This window comes from Pseudoalteromonas sp. SR41-8 (assembly GCF_014163915.1).
GTDB classification, from domain to species: domain Bacteria; phylum Pseudomonadota; class Gammaproteobacteria; order Enterobacterales; family Alteromonadaceae; genus Pseudoalteromonas; species Pseudoalteromonas rhizosphaerae.
In genome coordinates this window covers 49,622-66,686 of the sequence record NZ_JACJEE010000026.1, presented here as the reverse complement: position 1 = coordinate 66,686, position 17,065 = coordinate 49,622, and the positions used below count along the sequence as shown (strand labels likewise).

Here is a 17,065-nt window from a genome sequence, read left to right as displayed (position 1 = left end):
GCTGATAGCTGATAGCTGATAGCCAAAGTATGTTTTATTGCAATAGGTATACAAGGACTTTATAAACTTATTATTGAGGAAATAACAAGTGGCGGAGTGGACGGGACTCGAACCCGCGACCCCCGGCGTGACAGGCCGGTATTCTAACCAACTGAACTACCACTCCGCAGTGGTATGTGCATGGGGTAATGCACTTACTAATTTTATTACTGATATCAAGTGGCGGAGTGGACGGGACTCGAACCCGCGACCCCCGGCGTGACAGGCCGGTATTCTAACCAACTGAACTACCACTCCGCAGAGATATCATTATACTTGTTATTACTTAATTTGTTGGCGGAGTGGACGGGACTCGAACCCGCGACCCCCGGCGTGACAGGCCGGTATTCTAACCAACTGAACTACCACTCCAGCATACAAATTTTGTAATATAACATTGTTTAAATAGTTGGCGGAGTGGACGGGACTCGAACCCGCGACCCCCGGCGTGACAGGCCGGTATTCTAACCAACTGAACTACCACTCCAGCGCATATTTAAACTGTTATTTTTTCTTATTGGCGGAGTGGACGGGACTCGAACCCGCGACCCCCGGCGTGACAGGCCGGTATTCTAACCAACTGAACTACCACTCCATAATAAGAATATGTTTTACAACCATATGTTGTGTAAGTGTTGGCGGAGTGGACGGGACTCGAACCCGCGACCCCCGGCGTGACAGGCCGGTATTCTAACCAACTGAACTACCACTCCAGCGTCTACTTACAAATTGTCGAAAATTGGCGGAGTGGACGGGACTCGAACCCGCGACCCCCGGCGTGACAGGCCGGTATTCTAACCAACTGAACTACCACTCCACATTTTCGTTGCTGTCTGAGTCTCCCCTGACAGCGGCGTGAATAATACGAACCAACCCCTACTTCGTCAAGGGCTTTTTTGTTTTTTTACAGGTTTTTTAGTCATCTGACATCGAAAGGTTTAAAATTTCACCGGATCTATCACTTTTTGAACCATTTTTGTCGAGTTCTTTTTTTTCATTACTTTGCGGCTCATTTTCAACTGCTGTTTTTTTCTTCAAAAATGGTAAGTTGATTTTCGGCATGATTGATTTTTTCTGCACAAATACACGAATTGCTAACCAACCCAACAGCAAAACCAGTAAATTCCCGCCAACAATTAAACTAATAAATGTAATTGTTGCCATTGATTCGGCTTCCTTAGCAACTCTTTCTATTTCTTGTTGCTGTGCTGGGGTAATAATTGGTTCTGGTAATTCAGGCACCACTTCTATTGGTCGTTCTATTTCAAATTTATAGGTCGGTAAAGTCGCCATAAATTCGCGCCCATTAACATTAGTACCAAAAACAGACAGTTCAATACTGTATCGCCCCCAATCATAATTTTTAATCGTCAGCTGACGGGTCAAACTGTTTTTAGCATCAAGCGTAAACATTTGCTCTTCATTATTGGGGTAATAAATTTTACCTTGGATCAATACCGTATCTGGTTGCACTATTTGGTTATCGAGGGTAATGGTTAATTGATGTTCTTGCAGGTCATCTTCGGCTAAGGCGATTTCATAACTAAAGGGGGGTTCTTTAACTTCGATAAGATCTTGCACGACGGTGCGCTTTAATAATGGGGTTTCAATATATAGCTCTGGTCGCCATTGTCCGGCTGGGAAAACTAATTTAAATTCACCGGTAAAAATACCATCTTTAGGGCGCTCATCGAAACCACGGCCATCGTCTTTAAATTCAGCAACATTCTGAGTGCCAGCGCCAAAGTTTGCAAAGTCACTGTTATTGGTGCTAATAAAGTCAACATTTAAACTGACCACATCCCGAAACAAGTCCACTTGAATCGGCTCACCATCATTTAGTATTTGCCCTGTAATTTTAACTGTTTCGCCACGAAACAGTAATGGGGGTAATGGTTCGGCTTGTAATTCTACTTCTCCTAACACCACAATCCGGCTTTTCGGCAAAATACTACCAACGACCTGCCAAGGCCCAGGCATTGGCTGCTTAATAGTAATCAGATCATAACTTAGCTCATCAAACCATTGTAGGTTGTCATCTTTTCTCGCCGAGGTTGCATAATATTTACTGCCATCGGGTTTTACCAATACCACTGCTGGTGCACCGGGCTTGCGAAAAAATAATAAGGTGATTTCGTCAACTTTATAATCAATACGAAAACGATTTTCCAGTAAAGGAATTTCATTTTGCCGCCCATCGCGCTGCAGTAAGGTTATTTTATCTTCATTTGTTGCACTGCTGGTGTTTGGTAACATCATAACCAAACACACAACTAACATTATGCTTCTCATGTTTTGCCTTATTCGGCGCGCCATATACATTGACCACCGGCTTCGTTGACTATATTTAATCGCTCTTCGTGAGCGAGTTGCTCATCATTATTGGCTTGTAAGACCACCAGCGGTGGACGGTTTGAATCTAAACGACGCAGTTCTTTTTGTTGTTGCTCACTGCCTTGATTTTTATTTTGATTAAGATTGAGCTTTACCTGCCCCCCCGTCATCGCTAAATAAACGTCAGCTAAGATCTCAGAATCCAGTAGTGCGCCGTGTAAGGTACGCTTAGCGTTATCTACATCATAACGCCGGCATAACGCATCTAAGTTATTCTTCTGTCCTGGATGCAAGTCACGCGCCATTTTGAGGGTGTCGAGAACTTGGCAGTAATCATGGGTTTTTTGATAACCTTGATTGAGCAACGCAAATTCATTATCCATATGACCGACATCGAACGGCGCATTATGAATTACCAGCTCCGCCCCTCTAATATAGTCGAGAAACTCTTGAGCTATTTGATGGAATAACGGTTTATCACGTAAAAACTCATTAGTGATACCATGAACATCAATGGCTTCTTCGTCACTTTTGCGCTGTGGGTTGATATAAACGTGAAAGTTATTGCCGGTTAAACGACGATTCACTAATTCCACACAGCCAATTTCAATAATACGATGCCCTTGTTTAGGGTCGATGCCGGTGGTTTCTGTATCTAAAACTATTTGTCTACGTGCCATATCGAATTTAGCCTGACTCTGGTATCTTTCTATAATCACTTTATTGTACATAAGATCAAGGGAAAACAGTGCAAAAAACCGTAGAGATTTACACCGATGGCTCATGTTTAGGTAATCCGGGCCCCGGCGGTTATGGTATTTTTATGTTTTATAATGACCACGAAAAAAAATTAAGCCAAGGCTATACCCTCACCACCAATAATCGAATGGAAATGCTCGCAGCAATTGTTGCTCTTGAGAGTTTAAACCGCCCGTGTGAGATAAATCTCACCACCGACAGCCAATACGTGAAACAAGGTATTGAATCATGGCTTGCTAACTGGAAGAAGCGAGGCTGGAAAACAGCTGCTAAAAAACCAGTTAAAAATGTCGATTTATGGCAGCGTCTTGATGCAGCCTGCGCCCGTCATAATGTGACTTGGAAGTGGGTAAAAGGTCATAGCGGCAATAAATACAATGAAATTGTTGATGATTTGGCGCGAGATGCCGCTGGCAGTAAAGATTTATTAGTCGATGAAGGTTACAACCCTGAATAATATTAGTAGGTAATTCATCATAAACCATTTAACAACTTAGTTATATGATATAAGATTTGGATATATTAAATAATGGAGTTGTTAAATGGCTATCTCGATCGAGTCTTTTTTTCATCAGCAAAGTGCTACCTTTACTTATTTAGTGTCTTGCCAAACCACTAAATCTGCCATGTTGATCGATGCCCCTGCTGACTTTGATGCTGCTAGCTGTACGTTAAGTTTTCAAACCGCCGACGAGATCATTGCCCATATAAACGATAACCAACTTATTCTTGAGTGGGTTTTAGAAAGCCACGCCCATGCAGATCACATTACTGCCGCCAGTTATATAAAGCAGCAACTTGCGACATATCATCCTTGCAAGTTAGCAACGGGTAAAAAAATAATACAAGTGCAAGAACATTTTAGCCGCCTGTATAATATTAATATGCCATGTGATGGCAGCCCATTTGAACAGCTATTTACTGATAACGAGCATTTTGCACTGGGCGCACACAAGGTTACTGTATTAGCGACTCCAGGCCATACTCCAGACAGTGTGTGTTATTTAATTGAAGGCAACTTGTTTGTTGGTGACACATTTTTTATGCCCGATAGCGGCACTGCACGCTGTGATTTCCCAGGTGGCAGTGCCAAAACGCTTTATCAGTCACTGCAACGTATTTTAGCCCTGCCCGATGAAACTATTTTATGGATGTGCCACGACTATCAGCCGGGTGATCGCCCACTTGCCAATAAAACATCGGTACTCGAGCAGCGCACCAGTAATATTCATCTACAAGCCTCTGAGCAAGATTACATAACAACCCGTAGCGCCCGTGATGCAACACTCAGTGCACCTAAATTATTGCACCCAGCAATACAAATGAATATTCGCGCAGGCCAATTACCAAAAGCACAGCAAAACAGTCAGCGTTATTTAACGCTTCCGCTCACAGTGTTGCTTTGAGGTTTGCCGTAAACCAGCTCCTTTTACTGGAGCAAACTGTGGACGAGCGTGCCATTTAGGCTTTATGGGTGTCAAAGGCGCAACTCGTTTACGAGCGACCAACATATACACACTTCCCATGGGTTTTAGATATTGCTTGGTAAAACGTCGCCATGGCGCAAACCGCGATAAACGGTTGCCTCGTGCTAATGACGAATAAATAAAACGTTCATCACTGACTATTTCAAAACCTAATAGGTTAAGCCAATCTTTTACCCGTGCGGGAGTGAAAAAGCGTCCCGTCCATGGCAACTTTTGACCGCTAAAGGGCAACAACTGCGCAAGTCCACATAAACTAAATGGGTTAAACCCGGTGATCACCATATAGCCACCTGGTATTAAGGTGCGGTGTGCTTCACGTAATATATGATGCGGATCGGTGTGATACTCTAAGCAATGACTTAATATACAGGCATCAACACTGTGCTCGTAAAAAGGGAGTTCATCTATATCGGCAACAACACCTGTAAATGGTCCTGACTCTGCTACGCAGACTTGGTGTTTAATGGTACTTTTACTGGTATTAAGTTCGCCACTGAGATTACCGAGTTTTAACATGTGATAGCCAAACATTCGCGGTAACCACTTGGCCATTTTACGTTCTATATCACTACGTAAATAGTCACCATGAGGAAACTCTTGCCACGACAGTGGTTTGGGTCCTTCTTGAAAACTAAGGGCTGGTTTCATACGCTGAGCTCGTTATACTGTTTGATATCGTCACTTTATAGAGCAATGTCACATGGTGCAAGTCAAAGCAATTAAAGCCTTTTCTGATAATTACATTTGGTGCCTTAGCGATCCTACAAGTTCGCAAGCATGGGTAGTTGACCCAGGTCAAGCTGAACCAGTGTTAACTTATTTAAACCAAGCTGGTTTGACCTTAGCGGGTATTTTAGTTACCCATCATCATTATGATCATACTGATGGCGTAGCCGCTTTGTGTGAAAAATTTGTGGGCATTGATGTATATGGCCCACACAATAGTCCATTTAAAGGGATCACAAAACCATTAATGGACGCGGATAAGATAACCGTACTTGGGACAGAATTTTCCATCATAACAACACCTGGACATACCTTAGATCATATTTGCTATACCCACCCTGCTCTCGCTTTTACTGGCGATACATTATTCAGTGGTGGTTGCGGACGCTTATTTGAAGGAACAGCAGAGCAAATGTACCACTCATTTAACAAACTAAAAGCGCTACCGCATGATTGTAAAATTTATTGTACTCACGAATACACCCAAGCTAACTTAGCATTTGCATTAGCCGTTGAACCGGATAATCAAGACTTGCTCAACTATTCACACTGGGTTGACGAGCAACGTAACAACGACTTAATCACTTTGCCGAGTACTTTAGGGCAAGAGTTAAAAATAAACCCGTTTATGCGTAGCGAGCTGCCAAGCATTACCACGCTATTGCCTGCACAATTTAAAGGACTCAGAAAAAACTCAGCACAAAAAACTGAACCTTGGCAAAACTTCGCAGGTCTGAGAACCTGGAAAGATCATTTTTAATATAATAAACCTGCCCTGTAGTTAATAAATCTAAGCAGATTATTTAGTTAGCTGGTAAACAGCGGCATTGTTGCATATTTTAAACGGTCATAAAGTGGTAATACCGACTCATAACGGGTAGTATTCGCCGAGTTTTTTACCTGATGTATTGGTATTTATGAATAAATCCCCCCTCGTTTTAGCCTTGGCTTTAGTGCTAAGTGGTTGTCAAACCTTGACATCAACACAATCTGATGACGCTATCGTCAATCAAGCAGAGCAGCCACAACTTAATGGCGCCAGCCCACACGATATCAGTGAAGCATTGATGATCAATGCACAATACCAACAAGTTAACGACTTGGATGATGCACCACCCGTTTTTGATGATGTGTGGGAGCGAATTCGTTACCAATTATCAATTGAAGTGCCGCAAAATCGCCCAGTTGTCACTGAGCGTAATTATTATGCTAAACATCAAGCTTATCTAGATCGCATCTCAAAACGCGCGGAACCTTATCTGCATTTTATTGTAGAAGAAGTTGAAAAGCGTGATATGCCAATTGAAATAGCATTACTGCCTATTGTTGAAAGTGCCTTTGACCCGTTTGGCTACTCATACCGAAGTGCATCGGGTATTTGGCAATTTATGCCACAAACTGGTGAGCGTTTTGATTTAAAGCAAAACTGGTGGTACGACGGTCGTCGTGACATTGTACAATCAACCCGTGCGGCGCTTGATTATCTATCTTATTTACATAAAACCTTAGAGGGTGATTGGCTCAACGCCATTGCGGCCTATAACTCAGGTGAAGGGCGTTTATTACGCGCCATAAAAAAGAACCGTAAAAAGCACTTGCCTACTGATTTTTGGTCTCTTGATTTACCAAGTGAAACCACCGCCTATGTGCCAAAGCTATTAGCATTATCAGATTTACTAAAACGCCAAGATGACTTTGGGGTAAAGTGGAACCCGATTATCAATGCACAAGTTGTTGAAGCCGTTGATATAGGTTCACAAATTGATTTAGCACTTGCTGCGGATATGGCTGACATTAGCCTGACTGAATTGTATCGTTTAAATCCTGGCTTTAATCGCTGGGCAACGGATCCAAATGGTCCTCACTTTTTATTATTACCAACAGACAAAATTGAGCAGTTTCAACAGTTATTAGCTAAAACAGCGATGAAAGATCGTCTGCGTTGGCAACAGTATATTGTCGCAAGCGGTGACAGCTTATCGGTAATTGCGAAGAAGTTTGCCACCAGCACCAGCGCTATCAAATCACTCAATAAACTAAAGTCAAATACCATTCGTATTGGTCAGCAATTATTAGTGCCGTTAAGTGACGGTGCAATTAATAGCGAACACCTACCAAAACAAATGCGTATGGCGGTGAATAACAATAGTCAAAAGAAACTGTCTCATACGGTTAAAAGTGGCGACACTTTATGGGATATAAGCCGAGAGTACGATGTAACCATTAATGAACTCGCTAGCTGGAATAAACTTAAAAAGAATAGTGTATTACGTTTAGGCCAAAAGTTAACGGTTTATCAGAGCCCTAAGACCCCTAAGGCGGCGTTAGTCAGTACCGAGCGGACAATCACCTATAAAGTTCGCCGTGGTGACTCTCTGGCTCGCATCGCAGCTAAGTTTAACTTAACAGTAAACGATATTATCAAATGGAATAACTTAGCAGGACAAAAGTACTTACAACCAGGGCAAAAGTTAAAGCTTAAAGTGGACGTAAAAAGCACCTAAGCGAAATAATACAGACAATAAAAAAGAGCGTTTTCGCTCTTTTTTATTGTCTAATGAGGTAACTTAGCTAACCACTCTTGGAGCCATGGCTGAGTTACTGGCCAAGGTTCAAAATCTTCACAGGCATCAATTTCTAAACGATGGCCGATAGGTTGTGCTTGTAAGTCACGAAATAACTCATCAAAACTTCGCCCTGCACCACAAAACGTATCACCATAACTTCGGTCGCCCATAGCGATAATACCGTATGGCTTAGCAGTTAACATAGGAAAAGTGCTATTCAACTCGTTAAAAAAACCAGCAAGGTTGTCAGGAATATCACCTTGCCCGGTAGTTGAAGTGATAACTAAAATATGTGTGGCTTGTTGAATATCTGCAATGGTTGGTTGATCGACTAAATTTACGCTGTGCCCTGCTTGTTCTATTGCGTCAATAACTTCGTCACTTAAACGCTCGGCACCGCCATATACACTGCCTACAAATATGCTAATCGTTGCCATTAATAATCCCTCTCTTGATGTGGCCAGCCAAGCTGTTGACAAATAGTGAGCATTTCTTCACCTAGCGGCGCTTTAATATTGATCTGTTGTTGAGTATAAGGGTGCACAAAATTAAGCTCAGTTGCAAATAACATTAATCGACGTAATGCAAAATGCTCTCTAAAAAATTGGTTATGCTGATTATCACCATGATTAACATCACCAATTATAGGCAGTGATAAATGTTTTAAGTGACGGCGGATTTGATGCTTACGACCAGTTTTAGGAAAGCACTCCACCAGCGAATAGCGCACTGTTGGGTATTTATCAATTGGTATCGGTAACGTTGCTTGCTGCAAGCAGTTAAACAGAGTTTGTGCCTCTTGTGGGGCTTTATTTTGATCAGCAAACTTATCCGCAATTTTATCCAGCTGTTCTTTTAGTGGCTTATCTAAAAACACCGACTCCGGCGCAAAACCACGCACTAACGCGAGATAGCGTTTAGAAATTTGATTATCAATAAATAACTGATTAATGTCCCGTGCAGCTTCAGAGCTCAATGCAAACAGTAAGACGCCCGATGTAGGCCTATCTAAACGATGCACAGGGAACACATGCTGGCCAATTTGATCGCGCAGCATCTGCATCGCAAATTGTGTTTCATGTTTATCTAAAAATGATCTGTGTACTAATAAACCAGAAGGCTTATTAATTGCGATATAGTTTTCATCACGGTATAAAATTTCAAGCTCAGCAAATTCAATTGGCTCAGGGCGTTCACTCATGGCTGCTTCCTAGTACATTATCAAACTCTGTGAGTAACGCGATGATGGCATCGCCTCCAGCCTTTTCAGTAAGCATTAACTCAGCCATCGGTGCAATTGCAAAATTACTCGGTAACGGCTGCTGTTTAGCAACTAACATTTGCATTTTTTCAATAAATACAAATTGTAACCACTGCTCAAACGCCATAGTATCGTGACAAAATGGCACTGTTGAGTTTAACGCTTGCGGATCAATTGGAGTATTTTGCCAAAGTTGATGCTGTTTTAATAAGTCTTCGAGTTGCGTTAAGTAAGTTTGGGTCTGTTGGTACATAACCACCCTTGTTGATTATCATTGCTTGATTATACCCTGTTCCCACATGGCCTGCTATGGCGTATAATTTAACGAATTTTGCAGTAAAAAATCAGTGGATCATTATGACCGAGCAGATCGCAACCTTAGGGCAATTACTTGATGGCGCAGGTACAAATTGGCGCGCTTTTGATATTGGCAGACATATTACCAAGCTAGATAAAAAGCAATTTTTAGCCATTGAGCAAGCACAGATCCCCTATCCTTTCCCGCTCGCAGGCCATGCATGGTTAGCTATTCAGTTTTGGGATAGCAAAGCCAGTAGCGAGCCCTACGTGTGGTTTTTAAAGTTTCCAGTTGATGAGCAAAGCAAACTGGTATGCGCCAGTCGCGATCACTTTGCCAATATGGTGATAGAAGCACTTGGCAATGATTTGACCGGCGAGCAAGCCGACGGGAAGCTTGATAATAACCCATATGTGTTTACACCTAACGCAAATAAACTAGCTGCATTTAATGCACAGTTAAAAGTGTTATTAAAACAACCTGCCTCACAATATTATGAGTACACCCAACTGTATTTTAGTGGCAAACTAGGGTTTGATAATTGGCAAAGTGTTGCAGTACAGGGGATTGCTGATTTTGCATTACGCTTAGATAGCGATAAAAATCTAGCGTCATTACAACAAGCCTGGGAGCAACTGCCAGCTGAAGTGTTACAACCGCTCAGCGCAATGCTTGAACATGTTGAAATACCGCCGGTATTTAGTCAACAGTTGTTAAGCTACGCCCAGCAAGCCATTGCGCAAAAAGATACCTTAGCACTGTGTTGTGCCCTACGTGCAATGTCAAAAGCACAAGCGCAAACACTTACGGTACAATTAGTGGATACTCTTTTAGATTCAGAAATCGCCACAGAATCGGATGTTTTACTGACCATTGCAGGACGTTGTTTTAACTTGCTCACTGATCCCGAGCGGTTACATATTTTTATGGACAATTGCGCCCACCATCAGCAAATTGAAGAGCTTTTCCCAAGTATTTTTGCTGACTTAGTTGCAATACCGAGTATTCGACCACACCTATTAGGTTTACTTCGCAAAGAAAATCGCAGCGAAACCCTCGCGCGAGCAATTGGAAGGTTATTCTCGTAAATGGCAAGTTTATGGACATTCATTATCATTGGTGGTGTGATTTATCTTTTTTGGCTTAATCGTAAAGTTGCTGAAGCTGCCAACGCACACGCAAAACGTCAAAGCGACCAGCTACAAGTGCAATTAATGAGTGTCGCCTGCACTAAACGCCGCTTTGGCCTTCTAAAAAGCGGCAAACCTGGTATCAAAAGCGAGTTTATTTTTGAATTTTCCAGTGATGGTGAAAGCGTTTATCAAGGGGTGTTATTTATGGAAAATGAAATGCTGAAAAGCGTTTTAGTGCCGCCGCATAAGATTTAGTAGTGAGTTAGTGAGTTAGCAAGTTTGCGAGTTAAAAAGTTTGCGAGTTAAAAAGTTAACGAGTTAGTGAGTTAGAAAGTTATCAGCGCACACTGATATTTAATCATTTTACGTTAACTATAAAAAACTAAGGCGTAACATATAGTTACGCCCCAATCTGACTTCGTCCATAATAAGGCATCCATACCTACGCCGAAGCTACCATTTTTATCTATCCCCTGAACGGGTATATATCCAAATACACCCTCACATTGCATCTATGCAATATCCTACACATCCTAGTGTTATCCTCTTTGCCTACCTGGCCGTCCTGCGTTTCCAAACGCTCCTATTACTTCCTGTAATATAATCCTTTGGGCTATCCTTATCATTAGCTCCGCTAATGTACTGCATCCTCGCAGTGTCCTAACTCATCCTTGCATCCGTGTTAACTTGTCTATTTGCTTCCTGCTAAGCATCTTGCTTAATTGCCATAATCCGTTTCCTTGGCAGCAGCTCATTCATTGAGTCTGTGTCGTCTTGACAAAGTAAAGTTTAAAGCAAAGTGGACTCAGCGGTAGTCATAAATAATAATAATTTTCATGTAACAAATTTGCAAAAACAATTTTTTTACTATAAAACAGTTTGTTACGATGAAATCAATCATGATCACAGCGATATAAAAGGCTTAAGCGCACGATAATGTAAGATATCTCTCACAGTGACATTTCCATTATGGCGCTTTATCTTAAATCAATGCTATTGAGCTGATTTAAATAGCAGTTCACCTTGTACATTGTTAAAAGTCAGTTGTTGTAAGTGCACAAAACCTTCACTGGCAAAAAACGCGGTATGTTTATCTTGGGTTACAAATACAGCCATACCCGATGCAGCTGGATTACCGCTAACTAAATCATTCAAGCCACGAAGTAGATGACGGCCGAGGCCTTCACCATGAAAATGAGGATCAACTGCAATAAAGGCTAAAAAATAGTAGTTTCCTTGTGCTGCGAGCGCATTACGGATCGTTTGCTCTTTTTCAATTAATTGATTTGTTTGCAAATAGCCAGCACTAAGCATTAACTTTAAACGCCAGTGCCAATAGCGCTGTGCTTGCAGCTGACTTGATGATTCGAATACACACGCAACCGCTTTTAAACGATCATTTTTGTATAAACCAATCAGCGGCTGTTTTTCTTGCCAAAAAGTACTGAGCTCTTCACGGATCAGAGCACGTAATTTTTTTTCATAAACGGCTTTATTCGCCTCACTATAATTGAGCATTGGTTGCAATAGCGGATCATCATGATAAGCTTGATAGATTAAGCTCGCAGCAATACTAATGTCTTCTGCAGCAATATATTGAACTCGAAATGTCTCATTTTCAGTCTCAACTGTCATAGCTAGTCCTTTTTATTATTTTGATTTTTTGTACATCAACAACTATAGGTATATTCCTATCTGCGTTAAAAGGCAAATTCAGCGGGTGTTAAACTCTAACAACCCATCATAAAGTTCTATAACTGTTTTACCGTTACCATCAAGGAGCATGACATGGATACCACTAAACACGATATCAATACATTATTCAAACAACTCGGCTTACCAAGTTCAGAGGCTGAGATTGACACTTTCATTGCTGCTCATTCATTACCCGCCACAACATTATTACAAGACGCCCCTTTTTGGGATCAAGCACAACAACATTTTATTGCTGAATCATTAGCAGAAGATGGTGATTGGAGTGAAGTGATTGACGAACTGGATGTACGTTTACGTCAGCAGTAAAAGTATTTGGCTACGGCCAACCACCTGTTATTATACCCGGCGCAGCACATGTTAGTGCTATGCCTTACTTTAAAGAGTTTAAAAATCGAATGAATGCTGTTGTTTTTGATGCAATTAAAGCCCTTCTTGATGAAGGCAAAATTCCTACTGTAGCTTTAACTAAAAGTAAACTGACACAACCTATTCCATTGCCTGTTATTATTGCTGCTGTTAGCCAATATAAAAATAACCCTGATTCTATCCATAATTTAGCAAAACAACCTCAGCAAAAAAGTGAGACTATAGATAACTCTAGTCAACTTGATCGCATCGAAGCAAAACTAGACCGCTTACTAGCACTACTTGAAAAATAATAAATTAGAGATCCATCATGTTTGTTGTTGATTTAACGTTTGATTGTTACCAAGACACGACCCTTGAAAATGCCGAACAAGCGATAAACCGCTTAGTTAATGCACTGCGCTTTAATGGGCAAATAATGGGAGAAGAATTCCCAACAGTATTAAAAGATGGCTACTTTGTAACGCGTGTTATGTGTCCCACTGATGATGCAATGCACCCGCTCAACAACAGTCCATTTGTAAAACACAGCATTGATAAATTACATAGCGCTGGATTGCTGGCACCAAAAGTAAAAGTGATCGGCCAAGATATTCACTCTAATGGTGCAGATGAGTGTCATGAGCCGTCCAGCTATATTTTATATACAACCTATGTGCATACATGTAGTCCGCTGTATTGCGGTGATGATTTTTTACCCGTTCCGTTGTTTAAAATACCCGCTATTGCCAATGGTGATTATAAAACTTTAATAAAATGGCAAGAAGACTGGCAAGCTTGCGACCAAATTCAAATTAATGGTGCAACACGTTGTGAATTTCCTGCATTAGATGAAATATCAAACATTGATAGCGATCTTTCTCGTCGCGGTAAAGATATTGCCAAACGTGTTAGCTTTTTAACTAAAAAGCCAGTTTATTATTATTTGTATCGGGTTGGTGGCAAAGACAAAGCATCTGAGCTTGAACGTAAATGCCCAGGCTGTAATAACGATTGGAAGTTACCTGAATCATGGTTTGGCTTATTTGATTTTAGGTGTGAACCATGTGGTTTAGTGTCTAATATATCGTGGGATTTTCAGTAATAAAAACAAAAGGGAACTGCAGTTCCCTTTTTTAGCATTGTTATATTTCAAGTGCTGCAATAAACTCTCCAAGATTAGCCGCTAAGGTATGATGGGGTTTCTTTCCGACATACTCCAAACATACTTCACCTGAAGAAATTAATACTGATACTAATAAATCGTCTTGATCCGTTAAGCCTATAAATACCGTTGGCTCTTGCTTAAGCTTACGCTTCATCAATACATGCCCGGTTATATTTTGCTGCAGTAAATCAAAGTCATCTTCATTCCAAGCTTGCAGTAACTCCACGCTATGTTGGTTTATTTTGGCAGTAATTGCTCCTGCGAAAAACGCGCCATAATACTCATTCAGTGCTTGTGGAAACTCAACCTCAAGGGCTGCTGCTAAATCAGTTAAAGAGCCTGTAGGACTGCGACGCGTCGCCTGCCATTGGATCATACCATTTGCATCCGCACTGCCAACCTCACAAGGGCTTGACCAATCACTGTCGTGCTCAATACATGGTAATGAATCTGTTTGCTCTAACTGGCGCTGGGCAAATCGTTGATGAAGTTGTTCTAATTCTGTAGCAATACTCATACTGTGAAACTCATAAGCTTTAGGTATAATGGCGCTATTGTAACTATAAAAGACGTAACATGACAGATTACAGCAATTCACCTGAACTAAAAGGCAGCGTACTTGGCCAATCAACCGAGTATGTAGATACCTACACACCGAGCTTATTGTTTCCGATCGCACGTAAACTTAACCGCGATGATTTAAATATTGATGAAAGTGCCTTACCCTTTAAGGGTCAAGATCTTTGGACTGGCTATGAGCTATCGTGGTTAAACGCAAAAGGTAAACCTGTGGTTGCCGTGGCCACCTTTGAATTTCCTTGTCAAAGTAGCCATATCATTGAATCAAAGTCTTTTAAGTTATATTTAAATAGCTTTAATCAAAGCCGTTTTGATTCAATTGATGACGTACAGGCTATTCTAACTGCGGATCTATCGACAGCAGTAGCAAAGCCCGTCAATGTTACTTTGTACAGCCCGAGTGATTATAACTGTTTACCCTGTACGCCGTTGCCTGGTGAGTGCATTGACGACTTAGACATTGAAATTGATAACTACCATTTACATGCTAACTCTTTACAAGCGGTCGCGACAAATACAGTGACTGAAACACTGCACAGTCACTTATTAAAATCTAATTGCTTGATCACCTCACAACCTGACTGGGCGAGTATTATTATTCGCTATACCGGTGAGCAAGTATGTAAAGAGTCTTTATTGCGGTATTTGATTTCTTTTCGTACTCATAATGAGTTTCATGAGCAATGTGTTGAGCGTATTTATTGTGACTTAATCACGCAATTGAAGATTACCAAGCTTGAAGTTTATGCCCGTTACACCCGACGTGGTGGCCTTGATATCAACCCATATCGATCCACAGATCACGATACAATACCATTTAACGTGAAAATAAACCGCCAATAATAGTCATTTTATTGTATAGAACCCCGAGCCCGCTCGGGGTTAATTTTCAACTCGCTAACTTTCTAGCTCACTAACTCTTTTAGTTGGTATTGACATACCGCATACATCAACATAATTAGGCGTTTCTACAAACCATGCTTCACTGCGATTTTGACGCGCTTTAATCAACATTTTAAAACTATTAGAATCTGTTTTTAGCACCTTAAATTGACTGCGGTCCTCTTTGCTTATATCAGCTAAAACTTGCAGATCCGTTATTGGATTAAATTTCTCTCCTGCTGTTTCTATGCGTGAGAGCAGATTAAAATGAGCCATGCCTTCTAGCACCCGGCCAAATACGGTAATATTTCTATCTAAGTAACGAGGTCCATGACCTAATGTGACATAAAACTCAGTGCCACCGCTGTTAATATCATTATCCCTTGCCATCGCAAATATACCGTTACAATGTACTTGCCAAGTTTGGGTTTGCGCTTCATTTTGTGCCACTGCAAAGCCATTTAAAAACCCCGTGATTGCAGCGTAACCATCTTCTCTATCCAGTTCGGTAATTTTAAGTGCCGTTTTAGTCGCTAAATAAAACTCAGCAGGTACTGCTTTACTTGCAGTGTTAATTACTTTTTTACCACTGGCATCACCGCCTTGGGCTACAAAACCTTCCACAAAACGGTAAACACTCAAACCTCTATAAAAGCCTTCACGAGCAAGTTTTTTTATATTCTGTGTGTGTTTTGGTGCAAGTAATGGATTAAGTTCAATATACGCCGCGCCCGAAGGTAGAGTAATTTTAATGATATTATCAGTGTCTACCATTCGCCATTCTGATGCGCTTACATTACTCATTACGCCACTGACTGTTGGTTGTTCAACCGTGTTTGCCACGCTTGTTTGACTCAAGATTAACGCAACCGCAGCTAAGTATGATTTTTTCAACATATCCCACAACTTTTTTTATTATTAGTGGTGCTACATTATTGGGTTAAGGTTTTTTTATCAAGCCAAAATTGTTGTTGCTGAATCGGCGCACTGCGCGGCAACAAGGGATTAATGAGCTCAATAATTCGACGATTTTTTAAATTAGCTTGCGCAATAGCTGCGGCAAAATACTGATAAAATAACGCATCAAAAGATCCATCAGCGATCGCAGCCAATAGTCCATCTTGAAGGAGTTTATGTAATGTTTCATTATTATTTGCGACAAAAAAGTACACTGCGGATGGGTAACGAATAGCAATATGCTGATCGTGAATAACATCATTGCCGTAATTTTTCGACACATCAAATATATCGTACGCAAGTGCATCAATATGCCCAGTACGAAGCATTTCTATTGGCTTAGCCCCCATGCCATACCTCAGCGTAGATAACTCATTGCGTTCGAAAATAGCTGAGTCAGGCCAATCTTGCCTTAACCCAAATAGAAATGAACGCAACTGTCCTGAATGCGTAACTTCTGCAAACATATTTTTGTTACTAACATGCACTAAAGGAATACGATAACCCAGTAAACCTTTATCTATGGGGATCAAAATGGCTTTAGCTTGTTTTTCCCATTTCGCGCTTGTTACCCCCCAAAACACATCAATACCATTTTTATCGCCTAACAAGCGTATTGCTCTGGTTTGCGATGGAATACTAGGTACTTCAACTGGCACAATAGTGATAGCAGACTTACTTAATACCAGTGCGAGTAACTCAGCAGAATAAGGATGGCTTCCTGCCGAGTAACGTACACTTAATTGCGTATTAGCGTACCCACTAAAAGAACACAATAAGTAAACTAACATTAGTTTTCTCAACGTATCATTAC

Annotated in this window: 20 protein-coding genes and 7 tRNA genes; 10 read left to right on the top strand and 17 right to left on the bottom strand. The window is 41.1% G+C overall.

Annotation, left to right across the window (positions count from 1 at the left end; genetic code table 11):
* Window positions 1-89 precede the first annotated feature (89 nt).
* From H5162_RS16010 to dnaQ, 9 genes are all read right to left on the bottom strand, one after another.
* Window positions 90-166: transfer RNA gene (locus H5162_RS16010), tRNA-Asp, on the bottom strand.
* Between the two features lie 54 nt (window positions 167-220).
* A tRNA-Asp gene (locus H5162_RS16005) sits at window positions 221-297 on the bottom strand.
* Between the two features lie 37 nt (window positions 298-334).
* Window positions 335-411: transfer RNA gene (locus tag H5162_RS16000), tRNA-Asp, on the bottom strand.
* A gap of 38 nt (window positions 412-449) precedes the next feature.
* Window positions 450-526 (bottom strand) — tRNA-Asp (locus tag H5162_RS15995).
* Between the two features lie 31 nt (window positions 527-557).
* Window positions 558-634, bottom strand: a tRNA-Asp gene (locus H5162_RS15990).
* A gap of 41 nt (window positions 635-675) precedes the next feature.
* Window positions 676-752: transfer RNA gene (locus H5162_RS15985), tRNA-Asp, on the bottom strand.
* A gap of 27 nt (window positions 753-779) precedes the next feature.
* Window positions 780-856 (bottom strand) — tRNA-Asp (locus tag H5162_RS15980).
* Between the two features lie 98 nt (window positions 857-954).
* A complete protein-coding gene (locus H5162_RS15975) occupies window positions 955-2,331 on the bottom strand; it encodes a TIGR03503 family protein (RefSeq protein ID WP_182778973.1) in 1,377 nt (458 codons plus the stop codon).
* 8 nt (window positions 2,332-2,339) lie between these two features.
* The gene (gene dnaQ, locus H5162_RS15970; RefSeq protein WP_145241655.1) at window positions 2,340-3,053 is read right to left on the bottom strand and encodes a DNA polymerase III subunit epsilon; all 714 of its coding nucleotides are present in this window, start codon (window positions 3,051-3,053) and stop codon (window positions 2,340-2,342) included.
* A gap of 68 nt (window positions 3,054-3,121) precedes the next feature.
* Between dnaQ and rnhA the strand changes: the two genes are divergently transcribed.
* Window positions 3,122-3,589 carry a ribonuclease HI gene (gene rnhA, locus H5162_RS15965; RefSeq protein ID WP_145241653.1) on the top strand — a complete coding sequence of 156 codons (468 nt, stop codon included), beginning with the start codon at window positions 3,122-3,124 and terminating at the stop codon, window positions 3,587-3,589.
* 85 nt (window positions 3,590-3,674) lie between these two features.
* A complete protein-coding gene (locus H5162_RS15960) occupies window positions 3,675-4,538 on the top strand; it encodes an MBL fold metallo-hydrolase (protein ID WP_145241651.1) in 864 nt (287 codons plus the stop codon).
* Here H5162_RS15960 and H5162_RS15955 read toward each other — a convergent pair.
* Window positions 4,509-5,267 (bottom strand): class I SAM-dependent methyltransferase, encoded by a 759-nt coding sequence (locus H5162_RS15955; RefSeq protein ID WP_145241649.1) that lies wholly within the window; start codon window positions 5,265-5,267, stop codon window positions 4,509-4,511. The two genes, H5162_RS15960 and H5162_RS15955, sit on opposite strands and share 30 nt — an antisense overlap.
* A gap of 52 nt (window positions 5,268-5,319) precedes the next feature.
* Between H5162_RS15955 and gloB the strand changes: the two genes are divergently transcribed.
* The gene (gene gloB / locus H5162_RS15950; protein ID WP_145241647.1) at window positions 5,320-6,105 is read left to right on the top strand and encodes a hydroxyacylglutathione hydrolase; all 786 of its coding nucleotides are present in this window, start codon (window positions 5,320-5,322) and stop codon (window positions 6,103-6,105) included.
* Between the two features lie 157 nt (window positions 6,106-6,262).
* Window positions 6,263-7,849: a LysM peptidoglycan-binding domain-containing protein gene (locus H5162_RS15945; protein ID WP_145241645.1), complete on the top strand. Its 1,587-nt coding sequence runs from the start codon at window positions 6,263-6,265 to the stop codon at window positions 7,847-7,849.
* A 50-nt stretch (window positions 7,850-7,899) separates the two neighbouring features.
* On the opposite strand, the gene H5162_RS15940 is transcribed toward H5162_RS15945, so the two are convergent.
* Genes H5162_RS15940 through H5162_RS15930 form a run of 3 tightly spaced genes read right to left on the bottom strand, consistent with a single transcriptional unit; the run spans window position 7,900 to window position 9,426 of the window.
* A complete protein-coding gene (locus H5162_RS15940; RefSeq protein ID WP_182731914.1) occupies window positions 7,900-8,349 on the bottom strand; it encodes a flavodoxin in 450 nt (149 codons plus the stop codon).
* Complete coding sequence (truC, locus tag H5162_RS15935; protein WP_145241641.1) at window positions 8,349-9,113, bottom strand: tRNA pseudouridine(65) synthase TruC; 765 nt, start codon at window positions 9,111-9,113, stop codon at window positions 8,349-8,351. Before truC ends, H5162_RS15940 begins: the two co-directional genes overlap by 1 nt.
* A complete protein-coding gene (locus H5162_RS15930; RefSeq protein WP_182731913.1) occupies window positions 9,106-9,426 on the bottom strand; it encodes a YqcC family protein in 321 nt (106 codons plus the stop codon). Before H5162_RS15930 ends, truC begins: the two co-directional genes overlap by 8 nt.
* 104 nt (window positions 9,427-9,530) lie before the next feature.
* Here H5162_RS15930 and H5162_RS15925 point away from each other — a divergent pair, with 104 nt between their 5' ends.
* Complete coding sequence (locus H5162_RS15925; protein WP_145241667.1) at window positions 9,531-10,559, top strand: DUF3549 family protein; 1,029 nt, start codon at window positions 9,531-9,533, stop codon at window positions 10,557-10,559.
* Entirely contained in the window at window positions 10,560-10,859 is a 300-nt protein-coding gene (locus tag H5162_RS15920; RefSeq protein WP_145241637.1) for a DUF3301 domain-containing protein, read from the top strand. It abuts the gene before it with no gap.
* A 738-nt stretch (window positions 10,860-11,597) separates the two neighbouring features.
* Here H5162_RS15920 and H5162_RS15915 read toward each other — a convergent pair.
* Complete coding sequence (locus H5162_RS15915; protein ID WP_182717947.1) at window positions 11,598-12,239, bottom strand: GNAT family N-acetyltransferase; 642 nt, start codon at window positions 12,237-12,239, stop codon at window positions 11,598-11,600.
* A 153-nt stretch (window positions 12,240-12,392) separates the two neighbouring features.
* Here H5162_RS15915 and H5162_RS15910 point away from each other — a divergent pair, with 153 nt between their 5' ends.
* The 3 genes from H5162_RS15910 (at window position 12,393) to H5162_RS15900 (ending at window position 13,770) form a co-directional block, all read left to right on the top strand.
* On the top strand, window positions 12,393-12,626 hold the full coding sequence (locus tag H5162_RS15910; RefSeq protein ID WP_145241632.1) for a DUF2789 domain-containing protein: 234 nt from the start codon (window positions 12,393-12,395) through the stop codon (window positions 12,624-12,626).
* An 89-nt stretch (window positions 12,627-12,715) separates the two neighbouring features.
* Window positions 12,716-12,979 (top strand): hypothetical protein, encoded by a 264-nt coding sequence (locus tag H5162_RS15905; RefSeq protein WP_145241630.1) that lies wholly within the window; start codon window positions 12,716-12,718, stop codon window positions 12,977-12,979.
* 17 nt (window positions 12,980-12,996) lie between these two features.
* Entirely contained in the window at window positions 12,997-13,770 is a 774-nt protein-coding gene (locus H5162_RS15900) for a Zn-ribbon-containing protein (protein WP_182731912.1), read from the top strand.
* Window positions 13,771-13,810: 40 nt separating this feature from the next.
* Here the strand turns inward: H5162_RS15900 and syd are convergent, their stop codons facing one another.
* On the bottom strand, window positions 13,811-14,350 hold the full coding sequence (gene syd / locus H5162_RS15895; RefSeq protein ID WP_182731911.1) for a SecY-interacting protein: 540 nt from the start codon (window positions 14,348-14,350) through the stop codon (window positions 13,811-13,813).
* 59 nt (window positions 14,351-14,409) lie between these two features.
* Here syd and queF point away from each other — a divergent pair, with 59 nt between their 5' ends.
* Window positions 14,410-15,255 carry an NADPH-dependent 7-cyano-7-deazaguanine reductase QueF gene (queF, locus tag H5162_RS15890; protein WP_182717945.1) on the top strand — a complete coding sequence of 282 codons (846 nt, stop codon included), beginning with the start codon at window positions 14,410-14,412 and terminating at the stop codon, window positions 15,253-15,255.
* A gap of 54 nt (window positions 15,256-15,309) precedes the next feature.
* On the opposite strand, the gene H5162_RS15885 is transcribed toward queF, so the two are convergent.
* Entirely contained in the window at window positions 15,310-16,191 is an 882-nt protein-coding gene (locus tag H5162_RS15885) for a peptidylprolyl isomerase (RefSeq protein ID WP_182778972.1), read from the bottom strand.
* 35 nt (window positions 16,192-16,226) lie between these two features.
* Complete coding sequence (locus H5162_RS15880; RefSeq protein ID WP_145241620.1) at window positions 16,227-17,042, bottom strand: amino acid ABC transporter substrate-binding protein; 816 nt, start codon at window positions 17,040-17,042, stop codon at window positions 16,227-16,229.
* Window positions 17,043-17,065 lie beyond the last annotated feature (23 nt).

What these genes read in the sequence shown, in the direction of transcription:
- H5162_RS15975 (WP_182778973.1), bottom strand. Translation starts at nt 2,331, where the DNA reads ATGAGAAGCATAATGTTAGTTGTGTGTTTGGTTATGATGTTACCAAAC.
- dnaQ (WP_145241655.1), bottom strand. Translation starts at nt 3,053, where the DNA reads ATGGCACGTAGACAAATAGTTTTAGATACAGAAACCACCGGCATCGAC.
- H5162_RS15960 (WP_145241651.1), top strand. Translation starts at nt 3,675, where the DNA reads ATGGCTATCTCGATCGAGTCTTTTTTTCATCAGCAAAGTGCTACCTTT.
- H5162_RS15955 (WP_145241649.1), bottom strand. Translation starts at nt 5,267, where the DNA reads ATGAAACCAGCCCTTAGTTTTCAAGAAGGACCCAAACCACTGTCGTGG.
- gloB (WP_145241647.1), top strand. Translation starts at nt 5,320, where the DNA reads ATGGTGCAAGTCAAAGCAATTAAAGCCTTTTCTGATAATTACATTTGG.
- H5162_RS15945 (WP_145241645.1), top strand. Translation starts at nt 6,263, where the DNA reads ATGAATAAATCCCCCCTCGTTTTAGCCTTGGCTTTAGTGCTAAGTGGT.
- H5162_RS15940 (WP_182731914.1), bottom strand. Translation starts at nt 8,349, where the DNA reads ATGGCAACGATTAGCATATTTGTAGGCAGTGTATATGGCGGTGCCGAG.
- truC (WP_145241641.1), bottom strand. Translation starts at nt 9,113, where the DNA reads ATGAGTGAACGCCCTGAGCCAATTGAATTTGCTGAGCTTGAAATTTTA.
- H5162_RS15930 (WP_182731913.1), bottom strand. Translation starts at nt 9,426, where the DNA reads ATGTACCAACAGACCCAAACTTACTTAACGCAACTCGAAGACTTATTA.
- H5162_RS15925 (WP_145241667.1), top strand. Translation starts at nt 9,531, where the DNA reads ATGACCGAGCAGATCGCAACCTTAGGGCAATTACTTGATGGCGCAGGT.
- H5162_RS15920 (WP_145241637.1), top strand. Translation starts at nt 10,560, where the DNA reads ATGGCAAGTTTATGGACATTCATTATCATTGGTGGTGTGATTTATCTT.
- H5162_RS15915 (WP_182717947.1), bottom strand. Translation starts at nt 12,239, where the DNA reads ATGACAGTTGAGACTGAAAATGAGACATTTCGAGTTCAATATATTGCT.
- H5162_RS15910 (WP_145241632.1), top strand. Translation starts at nt 12,393, where the DNA reads ATGGATACCACTAAACACGATATCAATACATTATTCAAACAACTCGGC.
- H5162_RS15905 (WP_145241630.1), top strand. Translation starts at nt 12,716, where the DNA reads ATGAATGCTGTTGTTTTTGATGCAATTAAAGCCCTTCTTGATGAAGGC.
- H5162_RS15900 (WP_182731912.1), top strand. Translation starts at nt 12,997, where the DNA reads ATGTTTGTTGTTGATTTAACGTTTGATTGTTACCAAGACACGACCCTT.
- syd (WP_182731911.1), bottom strand. Translation starts at nt 14,350, where the DNA reads ATGAGTATTGCTACAGAATTAGAACAACTTCATCAACGATTTGCCCAG.
- queF (WP_182717945.1), top strand. Translation starts at nt 14,410, where the DNA reads ATGACAGATTACAGCAATTCACCTGAACTAAAAGGCAGCGTACTTGGC.
- H5162_RS15885 (WP_182778972.1), bottom strand. Translation starts at nt 16,191, where the DNA reads ATGTTGAAAAAATCATACTTAGCTGCGGTTGCGTTAATCTTGAGTCAA.
- H5162_RS15880 (WP_145241620.1), bottom strand. Translation starts at nt 17,042, where the DNA reads ATGTTAGTTTACTTATTGTGTTCTTTTAGTGGGTACGCTAATACGCAA.